Genomic DNA, 14252 nt, shown 5'->3' with positions numbered 1-14252 from the left:
TGGCGTGGCCGGACCTGTCGCTACGCTGTCGCGGTCATGCTGCAACCGCACATAATCCAGCGCAGCGCGGCGGCCGTTCGCCGGCGTATGCAGGCCAGCCTGCCGCGCGCAGATGACAGCGCGCATCCGACGTTGGGAACAAAACATGGCCGTGCCGCCCCGGCAGGAACGACACGACCATGCACCACACAATCAGATCACCGGGCTCAGTGGGCCGCGGCCGGCAGCGGCGCCGGCAGGTCGTCCACGACCAGCGGCGGCAGCTCCGACTCGCGGCCATCGAGCACCATCGCCAGACGGTCGCGGTCCAGCGCGTTCTCCCAGCGCGAGACCACCACAGTGGCCACGGCATTGCCGATGAAGTTGGTCAGCGAGCGGCATTCGCTCATGAAACGGTCCACGCCGAGAATCAGCGCCATGCCGGCCACCGGCACCTCCGGCACCACGGCCAGGGTGGCGGCCAGGGTGATGAAGCCGGCGCCGGTGACGCCGGCAGCGCCCTTGGAGCTGAGCATCGCCACCAGCAGCAGGGCGATCTGGTGGCCCAGGGTCAGTTCGGTGTTGGTGGCCTGGGCAATGAACAGCGCGGCCAGGGTCATGTAGATGTTGGTGCCGTCCAGGTTGAACGAGTAGCCGGTCGGGACCACCAGGCCCACCACGGACTTGCTGCAGCCGGCCTTCTCCATCTTCTCCATCAGCGAGGGCAGTGCCGATTCCGACGAAGACGTGCCCAGCACCAGCAGCAGCTCGGCCTTCAGGTAGCGGGCCAGCTTGAACACCGAGAACCCGCACAGGCGGCAGACCACGCCCAGGATCACGGCCACGAACAGGAAGGCGGTCAGGTAGAACGACCCCACCAGCCAGGCCAGGTTGACCAGCGACCCGACCCCGTACTTGCCGATGGTGAAGGCGATCGCGCCAAAGGCGCCGATCGGGGCGGCCTTCATCAGGATATGGACCAGGCGGAACACCGGGGCGGTCAGCGCCTCCAGGAAGGTCAGTACGGGGCGGCCCTTCTCGCCGGTCAGGGCCAGCGCGATGCCGAACAGTACGGCCACGAACAGTACCTGCAGGATGTTGCCCTCGACGAAGGCGCTGACCAGGGTGGACGGAATGATGTCCATCGCGAACCCGACCAGGGTCAGTTCGTGCGACTTCTCCACGTAGGTGTGGACCGCGGTCTGGTCCAGGTCGGCCGGGTTGATGTTCATGCCGGCACCGGGCTGCACCACGTGCGCCACCACCATGCCCACCACCAGCGCCAGGGTGGAGAAGAACAGGAAGTAGGCCATCGACTTGGCGAACACCCGGCCCACGGTGCGCAGGTGGGTCATGCCGGCGATGCCGGTGACGATGGTCAGGAAGATCACCGGGGCGATGATCATCTTGACCAGCTTGATGAAGGCATCGCCGAGCGGCTTGAGCGATTCGGCAAACGCCGGCTCGTAGTGGCCGAGGATGGCCCCCAGCACGATCGCCACCACCACCTGGAAGTACAGCTGGCGGTAGAACGGCAACGGCTTGGCCGCGAGCGGCGTGGAAGTGGGAACGTGCATGGGAAGCTCCGGCTGTATCACGAAGGAGGCCGGCCGCAGCGGGCGGCATCGGGCGTGGCCTTTTTACGCCGCCGTCCGCGCCACGCAGATAACCTATTGGTACTAGCCCCCCGGTTCAGCTCCCGCCGCTGCCTACACTGCACCGGCACCGCGCCCCCACGGCGACGGGTGGCCGTACCGGCCGGGGCCCTCCCCCACAGTTTTCCGGTCTGCGGCCGTTGTTGTTCTGCCCCATTCCTTTCAGATTGCCGATGCCCATGCGCCCGACCCCCCTGTTCCTCGCCCTGACCTGCCTGACCGCCGCGCCCGTGGCCGCCACTGCGGCGGACTGGGACAACTGGCCGACCAAAGTGGCCTTCAGCGACGGCACCGAGCTGGCCGCCACCGCGAACATTGCCTACGACCTCAACGACTTCTCCAACGGCAGCGGCATCGAGGATGCCGATGCGGTGCGGCGCAAGGAGTTCGGCGCCACCCTGAAGAAGAAGGGCGTCTACGACGCGATGGTCTATTACGACTTCCAGGCCGATACCTGGCTGGACGTGTTCGTGCGCGTTGAGAGCAAGGCGTTCATCGGCCGCGACATCGGCCGTTTCCGCGTCGGCTACATGAAGACCCCGGTTGGCCTGGATGCGGGCACCTCCTCGCGCGCCGGCAGCTTCCTGGAGACCGCTCTGCCCGTGCAGGCGTTCTACGAAGGCCGCCGCACCGGTGCCGAATGGGTGCTGGAACGCCCGCAGTACCTGCTCCAGGCCGGCGCCTACGGCGGCAAGGACCTGCAGGGCGACAACCCCGGCACCACCCAGGCAGTGCGCGCGGTGTGGACCCCGTTCAAGGCGGCTGGCGACGTGGTCCACCTGGGCCTGGCGTATTCGCAGGAGAACCCGCGCGGCTACCGCGATGGCCGCGACGTGCACCATGCGGCCAGCGCACGCCTGCGCGCGCGCCCGGAAGCCGGCCTGACCGACATCCGCCTGGTCGACTCCGGCGCCCTGACCACCGCCGATCAGATCCGCCGCACCGGCCTGGAAGGCATCTGGATCCGGGGCCCGTTCTCGGTGCAGGGCGAAGCCCTGCAGACCACCGTTACCCGTGAGGGCAAGCCGGACTACACCGGCCACGGCCAGTATGCGATGGCCAGCTGGGTGCTCACCGGTGAATCCCGCCCGTACAGTGCCGGCGCCGTGGCCAACATCAAGCCGGCCCACAATTACGGCGCGGTCGAACTGGTGGCGCGCTACAGCCGCCTGGACCTGGACGACGCCGATGTCTTCGGTGGCCGCCAGCACGACTGGACGCTGGGCGCCAACTGGTACCTCACCAGTCACTTCAAGTTCCAGGCCAACTACGTGAAGGCCGACGCCAGCCGTCGCGGCGTGCGCACCCGGCCGGAGATCGTCGAGCTGCGCGCACAGATGCACTTCTGATCGACCTGCGCAGGGCGGACGTGCACGCCGCGCCCGCCCTGCGACCGTAGACTGCCGCCATGTACTGGCTCGGCCGCCACCGCACCCTGTTGCTGACCCTGCTGCTGATGATCGGCGGCACGTTGCTGTGCGCGGCCGCGGCCGGTCACTACGCCTGGCGGCGTGCGCTGAACGATGAAAGCGGCCAGGTGCAGCGCCAGCTCGCACTGTACGGCCAGGGCCTGCAGCAGCGCGTCGACCGTTTCGGCACCCTGCCGCAGGTGCTTGCGCTGGACCCGGACCTGCGCCGCGCACTGCTGCAACGCCCGGATGCCGCCGGCGCGCAGCGCCTCAACCTCAAGCTGCAGCAGGCCAACCAGGTCACCCGCGCTTCCACACTGACCCTGGTCGGGCACGACGGCGTGGCCGTGGCCGCCAGCAACTGGGACCAGGCCAGCAGCAACGTGGGCGAGGACTACAGCTACCGCCCCTACTACCGCCAGGCACTAGCCACCGGCCACGGCCGTTTCTACGGCATCGGCATGACCACCGGCGTACCCGGCTACTACCTGTCGCAGGCAATCGAGGACAACGGTCGTCGCATCGGCGTGGTGGTGATCAAGATCGAACTGGCGGCGCTGGAGCAGGAATGGCTGTCCAGCCCCGACGTGGTGCTGGTCAGCGACGAACACGACGTGGTGTTCCTGGCCAACCGCGATGCGTGGCGCTATCGCCTGCTGCGCCCGCTGGGCGCGGCCGAGCGGCGCGAGATGCTCGACAGCCGCCAGTACGCCGACCGCTCGCTGCAGCCACTGCGCGCACGCACCGGCAGCGTGCTGGACGATGGCGGGCGGATGGTGCGCCTGCTCGACCCCGTGCTCCCCGGCGAGATGCTCTGGCAGACCCTGGCGCTGCCGGAAGAACAGTGGAACCTGCACCTGCTGCACGATGCCGGCGCGGCCACCAGCGCCGGGCGCAGTGCCGCCATCGGCGGTGGCGCGGCGTGGCTGGCACTGGGCTTCCTGGTGCTGTTCGTGCAGCAGCGGCGGCGCCTGGCCGCGCATCGCCAGCGCAGCCGGCGCGAGCTGGAGAGCGTGCTCAAGCAGCATGCACAGGAGCTGCGTACCGCGCAGGACGGGGTGCTGCAGGCCGCCCAGCAGGCCGACAGTGGTCTCAGCCGCAGCCTGGCGCACCTGCCGCAGGGCGTGGTGGTGATCGACAACGAACAGAAGCTGGTGGCATGGAATGCGCGCTATCTGGAGCTGTTCCGGTTTCCGTCCGGCCTGATCCAGGTGGGACGGCCGATCGAAGAGATTTTCCGCTTCAACGCACGCCGCGGCCTGCTCGGCCCGGGGCCGATCGAAGAAGCAATCGAGCGTCGCCTCAACCATCTGCGCAGCGGCCGCCCGCACATGCGCGAGAGCGAGAAGGACGACGGCACCGTGCTGGAGATCCGCGGCAATCCGCTGCCCGATGGTGGCTTCGTGACCAGCTATGCGGACATCACCAGCTACAAGAACACCGCGCGCGAGCTGCGCTCGCTCGCCGATGCGCTGGAGCATCGCGTGGCCGAGCGCACCCGCGATCTCGACGAGGCGCGGCGTGAGGCCGAGCGCGCCAACCGCTATAAATCGCGTTTCGTGGCCTCGGCCGTGCACGACCTGCTGCAGCCGCTCAACGCAGCGCGCATGTTCGTCTCGGTGCTGCGCGGCAAGCTGCAGGGCGATCCGCGCGCACTGAGCGAGCATGTCGATGCGGCACTGGCTGCGCAGGACGCCATCCTCAACAGCCTGCTGGACATTTCGCGGCTGGAATCGGGCACGCTGCAGACCCGCGTGCAGCCGTTCGCGCTGTCGCCGCTGCTGGAAACGCTGGCCCGCGAGTTCGGTATCGCCGCCGACGCGCGCGAGCTGCAGCTGCGCTGGGTGGATACACGCGCGGTGGTGGTCAGCGATGAGGCGCTGCTGCGGCGCATCCTGCAGAACTTCCTGTCCAATGCGCTGCGCTATACCCCGCGCGGCCGCGTGCTGCTCGGGTGCCGCAGGGGGGGCGACCAGCTGCGCATCGAGGTGCACGACCAGGGCCCGGGCATTCCGGAGAGCCTGCAGGGCGAGATCTTCGAGGAATTCCGCCGGTTGGATGACGGCGTGGACCAGGAGCGCGGGGCGGGCCTGGGACTGGCCATCGTGGAGCGCATCGGGCGCCTGCTCGGCCATCGCATCGCGCTGCGCTCCACGCTGGGACGCGGCAGCGTGTTCAGTGTGGAGGTACCGCTTGGCGAGGCCAGCGACGTGGGACCGGCGATGTCCGCCGCAGCATCGCCAGCGTCGCCCGACCCCGGCGACGACAGCCCGCTGCGCGGTTGCCGGGTCTGGAGCATCGACGACGACCCGCGCGTCTGCACCGCCACCCGCACGCTGCTGGAGCGATGGGGCTGCCGCGTTGATCTCGCCGACGGCCCGCAGGCTGCGCTGGACGCAGCCACGCCCGACAGCGTGCCGCAATTGGTGCTGCTGGACGTACGCATGGGCGACTTCGCCGGCCCGGCACTGTACGAAGACCTTGCCGAGCGCTGGAAGAGCCGTCCCCCGGTGATCCTGGTAACCGCCGAGCACGATGAGGCACTCAGGGCCAGCGCCGCTGACAAGGGCTGGGGGTTCCTCGCCAAGCCGGTCCGCCCGCCAGCGCTGCGCGCATTGATAACGCAGCTGCTGGTGCGCCACCGCGGATAGAACCATTGCTTTTGTAGAGCCGACGTCCAGTCGGCTATCGCGCGAAGCGCGGGGGTTCAAGGGGTCGGAAGCCGGCCCATCGCGCGCGGTGCAGAGTTGTCGGTGGCGGAGCGGAAAGCAGCCGGCCAGAGACCGGCTCTACGGGTATTGGAGGCCGGCTGCCGCGCGCAAAGCCGGATGTTCGGGTATCGGACGCCGCCTTTGTAGAGCCGACGTCCAGTCGGCTATCGCGCGCAGCGCGGGGGTTTAAAGGTCGGAAGCCGCCCTGTCGCGCGCGGCGCTGGGTTGTCGATGGCGTAGCGGAAAGCAGCCGGCCAGAGGCCGGCTCTACGGGGATCGGAGGCCGGCTGCCGCGCGCAACACCGGATGTTCGGGTATCGGACGCCGCCGTTGTAGAGCCGACTTCCAGTCGGCTATCGCGCGAAGCGCGGGGGTTCAAGGGGTCGGAAGCCGGCTCATCGCGCGCGGCGCAGAGTTGTCGGTGGCGGAGCGGAAAGCAGCCGGCCAGAGGCCGGCTCTACGGGGATCGGAGGCCGGCTGCCGCGCGCAAAGCCGGATGTTCGGGTATGGGACGCCGCCGTTGTAGAGCCGACGTCCAGTCGGCTATCGCGCGCAGCGCGGGGGTTTAAAGGTCGGAAGCCGCCCTGTCGCGCGCGGCGCAGGGTTGTCGGTGGCGTAGCGGAAAGCAGCCGGCCAGAGGCCGGCTCTACGGGGATCGGAGGCCGGCTGCCGCGCGCAAAGCCGGATGTTCGGGTATCGGACGCCGCCTTTGTAGAGCCGACTTCCAGTCGGCTATCGCGCGAAGCGCGGGGGTTTAAAGGTCGGAAGCCGGCTCATCGCGCGCGGCGCAGGGTTGTCGGTGGCGGAGCGGAAAGCAGCCGGCCAGAGGCCGGCTCTACGGGTATTGGAGGCCGGCTGCCGCGCGCAACACCGGATGTTCGGGTATCGGACGCCGCCTTTGTAGAGCCGACGTCCAGTCGGCAATCGCGCGCAGCGCGGGGGTTCAAGGGGTCGGAAGCCGGCTCATCGCGCGCGGCGCAGGGTTGTCGGTGGCGGAGCGGAAAGCAGCCGGCCAGAGGCCGGCGCTACAGGTCGGTGGCGCTGCCTTCCGGTTCCAGGGCTTTGACGAGCACGGCCGCCTGGGTGCGGCTGTGGCATTCGAGTTTCTTCAGGATCGCGGTGACGTGCACCTTGACGGTGTTCTCGGCCAGGCCGAGTTCGTAGGCGATCTGCTTGTTGAGCAGGCCGTCGGCCAGGCACAGCAGCACACGGAACTGCTGCGGCGTGAGCTGGGCCAGACGCGCGGCCAGCAGGGCATCGGATTCGGAACGTTCGGCGGCCATTGCCGGGAACCACACACCGCCCTCGAGCACGGCCGACACGGCCTGGCCGACGGTCTCGGCGGGCGCCGACTTGGGAATGAAACCGGCCGCGCCGAACTGCTGCGCACGGCGGATCACCCGCGGGTGGTCATTGGAGGAGACGATCACGACCGGGATGTCCGGGTGCGCACCGCGTACATGCAACAGCGAGGAAAACCCGCGTGCGCCGGGCATGGTGAGGTCCAGCAGCACCAGTTCGATCTCCGGGTGCTGGTCCAGCGCGGCTTCCAGCGTGGCGGCGCTGGCCACTTCGATCACCTGCGCCAGCGGCAGCGCCTGGCGCAGGGAATGAACGACCGCCGCGCGCAGCAGCGGGTGGTCGTCGGCGATCAGGACGGTCAATGCACTCATGCGGTCATTGTAGTGACGTTGGCGGTTCGCGGCGGTGGTCAGCGGCGCATGACGGCACTGCGGTGGCGCCCGGCGTTACCGGTCCTGCTGGAGCATGCTGCCACGCCAGGCGTCGAGGAACTGGCGGCGCTTGAGCCCGTCCAGGTACACCAGCAGCCCCGGCCCCAGCTGGATCGGCCGGTAGCTGCGCTCGGGCGAGCGCCCGCGCTGCTGCCCCTGCGCCGGCAGGATCGGCATCAACCGCGCCTCGCGCGACAGCACCTGCTGCCCACGCGGCGAGAGCAGGTAATCGAGGAAGCGGCGCGCCTCTTCGGCGTGGCGTGCGCTGCGCGGAATCACCGCCGTGCGCAGCACCACCAGCGTGTAGTCCTCCGGCTCGACAATGCCCAGCGGCGCGCCCGCATCGATGCGCGCCTGCGCATACGAGCCCAGCACGTTGTAGACGAGCGACAGTTCACCCCGGCTGACCTTGTCCAGCAGCACGCCGGTGCGCTCTTCCAGCTGCACCTGGTTGTCGCCCAGCGCGCCCAGCAGCGCGCCGGCCATGCTGCCGCGCTGCCCATCCTGGGTGGCAAGCAGGTAGCCCACGCTGCTGCGTTCCACGTCGTAAGTGCCGACCCGGCGCAACAGGGGCGCGTCCGGCGCGCGCAGCAGTTCCAGCAGCTGCCGGCGCGTGCGCGGAACCCGGGCCGCCGGCAGCGCGCGGGTGTTGTAGACGATCGCCACGGGCTCGTAGCTGATCCCGAAGGCCTCGTGCCGCCATTGCGCCCAGCCGGGCAGCACATCGGTCTGCGGCGAGCGGTGCGCCAGCGCGTGGCCGTCATTGACCAGCTTGGTCTGCAGGTCCATGCCCGAACTGATCAGCATGTCCGGGGCGGCCGGCCCCGTGCGGTCGCGCAGGTAGCGCGCATACATGTCCTGGGTGATCACGTCTTCGTAGACGATCTCCGTGCCCGGGTGCAGCCGCTGGTAATCGGCGATCACGGTGGCGAACACTTCAATGTCGGTCGAGCCGTGGATGCGCAGGTGGGCCGTGGGCACGCCCTGCGCGGGGAAGCGCTGGACATCGCCCGGCGCGGCAACGGCAGGACCGCAGGCCAGGCAAAGCAGGAGCAGCAGGCAGCGCAGCGTCATGGGTGCATCCTCGGCAGGCGGATGGTGGCGATGAGGCCACCGCCGCCCACGCGGTTGGACAGATCGATGTGTCCGCCGTGGCTGTCCACCACGCGCTTGACGATGGCCAGCCCCAGGCCGGCGCCCCCTGCGGGCGCGCCCTCGCCGCGGGCGAAACGCTCGAACACACGCTCGGCATCGGCCGCGGCGATGCCCGGGCCGTGGTCGGCCACGGTCAGCACGCAGAACCCGGCGGCTTCGGTGAGCGCGATCTGCAGCGGGCCGTCGCCACCGTACTTGAGCGCGTTGTCGATCAGGTTCTTGATCGCTTCGCGCAGCAGCAGGGCGTCGCCGTTGACCCAGGCCGGCGCCGGGCTTGCCGCCAGCTGCACGCGCGGGGCGGGCAACGCCTGCGGCAGCGCCTCGTGCAGCGCCTGGTGCACGATCTCGGCCAGGTCCACCGCAGCGAAGCGTTGCAGATTGGCGCGGTGGATCACGCTGGCGTCGCTCAGCAGCTGGTTGAGCAGCCGGCTCATGTGGGTGGCATTGCGCTCGATCGCCTGCAGGCTGCGCCGCATGTCGTCCGGGTCTTCATCGTCCAGCGCCAGCTGCGCCTGGGCGCGGAGTGCGGCCAGCGGCGTGCGCATCTGGTGCGCAGCCTCGGCCATGAAGGCGCGCAGGGTCTCGTTGCTGCTCGACAGCCGCCCCATGAAGTGATTCAACGCCCCCACCATCCTGTCCATTTCGCGCGGGACCACCGCATCCAGCGGCCGCAGGTCGGACGGTTCGCGGCGGGCCAGTTCACGCTCCACCCGCACCAGCGGACGCAGTGCGCGGTGCACGCCGATGCCCACCAGTGCCAGCGACATCAGCGACAGCACCACGATCGCCACCAGCGCGCGGGTCACCATGTCCTGGGCCAGCACTTCACGGGCGCGGCGGGTCTGCCCGACCTGCACGCGCACCTCGCCCTGCGCCGACGGCGAGGACACCCGCCGCGACACCACCACAAAGCGCACCGTCTCGCCGCTGTAGGGTGCATCGAACAACTGTGGCCGGTCGCTGGGCGTGCGCGGCGGGGCCGGCAGATCGTCGTAGCCGGTAACGGTGCGATCATGGGCATCGGACACCCGATAGAACACGCGGTCCTCCGGTGCCATCGCCAGCAGGTCCAGCGCCGCGTACGGCAGATCGACCTGCCATTGCGCCTCCACCAGCGCCACCGAATCGATGATCGACAGCGCCGAGGACACCAGCAGGTGATCGTAGGAGCGGTTGGCCGCGCGCTGGCCGTAGTCACGCGCGCCGAACAGCAGCGCCACCGCGAACAGCGCCATCAGCCCGCCCAGATACAGCCACAGGGTGTGCCGGATCGAGCGTGGCGTGGCGGCAGCCTCAGCGGCCATCGTCCGGCTCCGCAGTCCCGGGGTCCACCACTTCCAGCAGGTAGCCGCTGCCGCGCACGGTCACGATCCGCAGCGGCGCGCCGGCGAGCTTGCGGCGCAGGCGCCCCACATACAGCTCGATGGCGTTGGGGCCGGCGTCGTCATCGAAGCCGAACAGCCCGTTGCCGATCTCGTCCTTGCCCACCACCTGCCCCAGCCGCCCCATCAGGATCTCCAGCAGGCGGAACTCGCGGTTGGGCAGATCGATCGGCTGTCCGTCCAGGCTGACCCGGTGCGCGGCGTTGTCGAACTGGAAGCCACCGACCTGCACCACCTCGCTGGCCTGGCCGCGCGCGCGGCGCAGCAGCACACGGCAGCGGGCCTCCAACTCGCGGAAATCAAACGGCTTGCCCAGGTAGTCGTCGGCGCCTACGTCCAGCGCCTGCACCCGGTCTTCGATGCCGTCGCGCGCGGTGAGCATCAGCACCGGGGTGCTGTCGCCGCGCTCGCGCATGCCCGCCAGCACCCGCAGACCGTCCAGCTTGGGCAGGCCGATATCCAGCACCACCAGATCGAAACGCTGGTAGCGCAGCACGCTGGCAGCAGCCAGCCCGTCGTTCTGCCAGTCCACCGCATGGCCGCTGCGGCGCATGCGACGGACGATCGCATCGGCCAGGTCCGGGTTGTCTTCCACCAGCAGGATGCGCATCGGTCAGGATCGGGAACGGTGCGCGAATGCTAGCGCGTACGGCCGCCGTCGTGCGATGCGCTGCGGTGCAGCAAGCGCTGACAGGTGGATGACAGCTTCCCGGCACTAGGCTGCGCGCTCGCATCGCCCCGTGCCGATGTGCTTGCCGTCACCCCATCGACAACGTGTACCTGGGAGGGTCCGTGGAACTGAATTCGCTGCGCTGGCGCGCGCCTGTTGCCTGCACCCTGCTGTTGCTGGGCGCCCCCGGTTGGGCCGCCGACGGCAGTGACGACGACCGCCCGGTCACCGCCAGCGTCGGCGGCCGCCTGCACCTGGACTTCGCCGACTTCGACAACGACAGCCGCGGCACCCCGAACAAGGACGACACCGAAATCCGCCGCGCGTGGATGGACGTGTCCGGTCGCTTCTTCGCTGTGGACTACAAACTGGAAGCGGATTTCTCCGGTGACCGTGTCGAGGCCAAGGACGTCTATGTCAGCCGCGACTTCAGCGGCGGCAAGCTGACCGTCGGCCAGTTCAAGCAGTTCTTCTCGCTGGATGACCGCACCAGTTCCAATTACGGCTCCTTCCTGGAGCGCGGCAACGCCGGCACCACCTTGGCCCCGCTGTACCGGCTGGGTGCTTCCTGGCAGGCCGCCAAAGGCGATATGACCTGGGCCGCCAGCGCCTACAGCCTGGAGAGCATCGATACCTGGCAGGTCAAGGGCCGCGCCGCCGGCGGCCGGGTCACGTGGGCGCCCGGCGCCACCGCCGGCGACGTATTGCACCTGGGCCTGTCGCTGGCCCACGAGCGCTACGACAACCCCGGCGCGAACGGCGTGCCCGGGCTGAAGATCCGTCCGCGCCCGGCCGGCCACCTGTCCGACAACAGCCGCCTGACGCTGGTCGACTTCTCGGCCGGCCGCGATACCGACGTCAACAAGTGGTCGATGGAGTATGCGCAGGTGCGCGGGCCGCTGTCCTGGCAGGGCGAATTCAGCGGCGCCACCTTCGACGATGGCAGCCAGCGCGCCACGGTGATGGCCGGCTATGGCCTGGTGAGCTGGTTCGTCACCGGCGAATCGCGGGCGTATGACCGCAAGACCGGTCGCTTCGCACGGGTCAAGGACCTGCGCCACAAGGCAGGTGCCTTCGAGCTGGCGCTGCGCTACGACCAGATGCGCGGCGACCAGCACCTGATCGGCCAGCCGGACCTGATCGATGCGCGTACCGACGCCTGGACGCTCGGCGGCAACTGGTACATGCGCCCGAACCTGCGCTTCATGCTCAACCTGATCGAAAGCCGCAACCGTGACCGCCTCGCCGACGCCACCGTGGACCGCACCCGCGCGGTCACCGGCCGCCTGCAGTTCGATTTCTAACCCCACCCCCACGTTGCAAGGAGTCCGCAGATGATGCTGAGCATCCTCGGCTTTGGCATGGTCATTACGTTCATGTATCTGATCATGAGCAAACGACTGTCGCCGCTGGTCGCCCTGATCACCATCCCGATCGTGTTCGCCATCATCGGCGGCTTCGGGGCGGGCATCGACGAGATGATGCTGGAAGGCATCAAGAAGATCGCGCCCACCGGCGTGATGTTGATGTTCGCCATCCTGTACTTCGGGGTGATGATCGATGCCGGGCTGTTCGACCCGCTGGTGCGGGTGATCCTGCGCATGGTCAAGGGCGATCCGATGAAGATCGTGCTGGGCACCGCCGCGCTGGCGATGCTGATCTCGCTGGATGGCGATGGCTCCACCACCTACATGATCACCGTCTCGGCAATGTTGCCGCTATACCAGCGGCTGGGCATGAACGCGTTGAACATGACCTGCGTGACCATCCTCGCCGGTGGCGTGATGAACCTGACCCCGTGGGGCGGCCCTACCGCGCGTGCCGCCACCGCGCTGCACGTGGACCCGGCCGATGTGTTCGTGCCGCTGATCCCGGCGATGGTGCTGGCGTGCGCGTCGGTGCTGCTGCTGGCCTGGTACCTGGGCCTGAAGGAGCGCCGCCGGCTCGGCGTAGTCAGCCTGCCCACGGGCGGCTCGTGGATGGACGCCAGCGTTTCCGACGATGGCGCCCTGCCCACTCTGGACGACGCCGAAGACACCAAGCGCCCCAAACTGCTGTGGGTGAATCTGGGGCTGACCCTGGCGCTGATGACCGCGCTGGTGCTGGGCGTGCTGCCGATGCCGGTGCTGTTCATGGTCGGCTTCGCCATCGCGCTGGTGATCAACTACCCGAACCTGGCCGAGCAGCGCCGCCGCGTGGTCAACCATGCCGGCAACGTGCTGTCGGTGGTGTCGCTGATCTTCGCCGCCGGCATCTTCACCGGCATCCTCAACAACACCGGCATGGTCGAAGCGATGTCGCACAGCTTCCTGGCGGTCATCCCGGATGCCTGGGGTCCGTACCTGGCGGTGATCACCGCGCTGGCATCGATGCCGTTCACCTTCTTCATGTCCAACGACGCGTTCTATTTCGGCGTGCTGCCGATCCTTTCCGAGGCCGCCGGCAACTACGGCATCACCCCGGTGGAAATGGCGCGCGCCTCGCTCGCCGGCCAGCCGGTGCACCTGCTCAGTCCGCTGGTGCCGTCCACCTATCTGCTGGTGGGCCTGGCCAAGGTCGAGTTCGCCGACCACCAGAAGTTCACGCTCAAGTGGGCCGTGATGGTCTCGCTGGTGCTGATGGCCGGCAGCCTGCTGTGCGCCCTCTACCCCTTCGCCGCCTGACCCTCATCCAGGAGATTCGCCATGACCCTTCGCATCGCGTACGTGACCAGTGGCATGGGCAGCGTCGGCACCGCCATCTGCCAGAAGCTTGCCCGCAACGGCCACACCGTGGTGGCCGGCTGCGCCCCGAACTCGCCTCGCAAGTCGGCCTGGCTGCGCGAGCAGCGTGAGCTGGGCTTTGATTTCATCGCCTCCGAGGGCGACGCCACCGACTGGGCGTCGACCGTGGCCGCCTTCGCCAAGGTCAAAGCCGAAGTCGGCGAGATCGATGTGCTGGTCAACAACGCCGGCGGCAGCCGCGACGTCCTGTTCCGGCAGATGACCCAGGACGACTGGAACGCGGTGATGGGCTCCAACCTGCACGCGCTGTTCAACATCACCAAGCAGGTGATCGACGGCATGAGCACGCGGGGCTGGGGACGCATCGTCAACATCGGCTCGGTGAGCGCGCACAAGGGCCAGATCGGCCAGGTCAACTTCGCTACCGCCAAGGCCGCCATGCATGGCTTCAGCCGCGCGCTGGCCAACGAAGTGGCTACCCGCGGCGTCACCGTCAACACCATTTCGCCGGGCTACATCGCCAGCCAGGCCATCAGCAGCTTCCCGCCGGACGTGCTGGACCGGCTGGCGGCGTCCGTGCCGATCCGCCGCCTCGGCAAGCCGGAGGAAGTGGCCAGCCTGTGCGCGTGGCTGGCCTCGGATGACGCGGCGTATGTGACCGGCGCCGACTATGCCGTCAACGGCGGCCTGCACATGTTCTGAGTCCGCACGAACGTCACCGTGGGCGGCACGGTGACGTTGGTTGTCCCTGCGGCAGTGCATCACGCGGAATGATGCACACCGCTGACGGTGACACGTGCGTTTCCCATCGGTGTTGATCGCACACACCTATCGG

General features: G+C 68.8%; 10 protein-coding genes. 5 read left to right on the top strand and 5 right to left on the bottom strand.

Annotated elements, in window-relative coordinates; all coding sequences use genetic code 11:
- Window positions 1–206 precede the first annotated feature (206 nt).
- Window positions 207–1556, bottom strand: a complete 1350-nt coding sequence (locus ACPEH8_RS07680) for a dicarboxylate/amino acid:cation symporter (protein WP_017357310.1) — start codon at window positions 1554–1556, stop codon at window positions 207–209.
- A 257-nt stretch (window positions 1557–1813) separates the two neighbouring features.
- Between ACPEH8_RS07680 and ACPEH8_RS07675 the strand changes: the two genes are divergently transcribed.
- Both ACPEH8_RS07675 and ACPEH8_RS07670 read left to right on the top strand, forming a co-directional pair.
- A complete protein-coding gene (locus ACPEH8_RS07675; protein ID WP_017357311.1) occupies window positions 1814–2983 on the top strand; it encodes an OprO/OprP family phosphate-selective porin in 1170 nt (389 codons plus the stop codon).
- 59 nt (window positions 2984–3042) lie between these two features.
- A complete protein-coding gene (locus ACPEH8_RS07670) occupies window positions 3043–5694 on the top strand; it encodes a hybrid sensor histidine kinase/response regulator (protein ID WP_423666440.1) in 2652 nt (883 codons plus the stop codon).
- 1085 nt (window positions 5695–6779) lie between these two features.
- On the opposite strand, the gene ACPEH8_RS07665 is transcribed toward ACPEH8_RS07670, so the two are convergent.
- From ACPEH8_RS07665 to ACPEH8_RS07650, 4 genes are all read right to left on the bottom strand, one after another.
- Complete coding sequence (locus ACPEH8_RS07665) at window positions 6780–7427, bottom strand: LuxR C-terminal-related transcriptional regulator (protein WP_017357358.1); 648 nt, start codon at window positions 7425–7427, stop codon at window positions 6780–6782.
- Between the two features lie 75 nt (window positions 7428–7502).
- The gene (locus ACPEH8_RS07660) at window positions 7503–8561 is read right to left on the bottom strand and encodes an ABC transporter substrate-binding protein (RefSeq protein ID WP_313275411.1); all 1059 of its coding nucleotides are present in this window, start codon (window positions 8559–8561) and stop codon (window positions 7503–7505) included.
- Window positions 8558–9946: a sensor histidine kinase gene (locus ACPEH8_RS07655; protein WP_287256123.1), complete on the bottom strand. Its 1389-nt coding sequence runs from the start codon at window positions 9944–9946 to the stop codon at window positions 8558–8560. Before ACPEH8_RS07655 ends, ACPEH8_RS07660 begins: the two co-directional genes overlap by 4 nt.
- Window positions 9936–10634: a response regulator transcription factor gene (locus ACPEH8_RS07650; RefSeq protein WP_017357355.1), complete on the bottom strand. Its 699-nt coding sequence runs from the start codon at window positions 10632–10634 to the stop codon at window positions 9936–9938. The genes ACPEH8_RS07655 and ACPEH8_RS07650 overlap by 11 nt, the downstream gene beginning before the upstream one ends.
- A gap of 182 nt (window positions 10635–10816) precedes the next feature.
- Here ACPEH8_RS07650 and ACPEH8_RS07645 point away from each other — a divergent pair, with 182 nt between their 5' ends.
- From ACPEH8_RS07645 to phbB, 3 genes are read left to right on the top strand one after another with little or no spacing between them, the layout of a single operon-like run.
- Complete coding sequence (locus tag ACPEH8_RS07645) at window positions 10817–11998, top strand: OprO/OprP family phosphate-selective porin (protein ID WP_166473427.1); 1182 nt, start codon at window positions 10817–10819, stop codon at window positions 11996–11998.
- Between the two features lie 33 nt (window positions 11999–12031).
- The gene (locus ACPEH8_RS07640) at window positions 12032–13357 is read left to right on the top strand and encodes a CitMHS family transporter (RefSeq protein ID WP_026070985.1); all 1326 of its coding nucleotides are present in this window, start codon (window positions 12032–12034) and stop codon (window positions 13355–13357) included.
- A gap of 21 nt (window positions 13358–13378) precedes the next feature.
- The gene (phbB, locus tag ACPEH8_RS07635; protein ID WP_017357352.1) at window positions 13379–14119 is read left to right on the top strand and encodes an acetoacetyl-CoA reductase; all 741 of its coding nucleotides are present in this window, start codon (window positions 13379–13381) and stop codon (window positions 14117–14119) included.
- Window positions 14120–14252 lie beyond the last annotated feature (133 nt).

The organism is Stenotrophomonas sp. NPDC077461, from assembly GCF_049545475.1.
Taxonomy (GTDB): domain Bacteria; phylum Pseudomonadota; class Gammaproteobacteria; order Xanthomonadales; family Xanthomonadaceae; genus Stenotrophomonas; species Stenotrophomonas nematodicola.
Note: the sequence above shows the minus strand (reverse complement) of the source record. Positions and strands in the feature narration are given on the sequence as shown.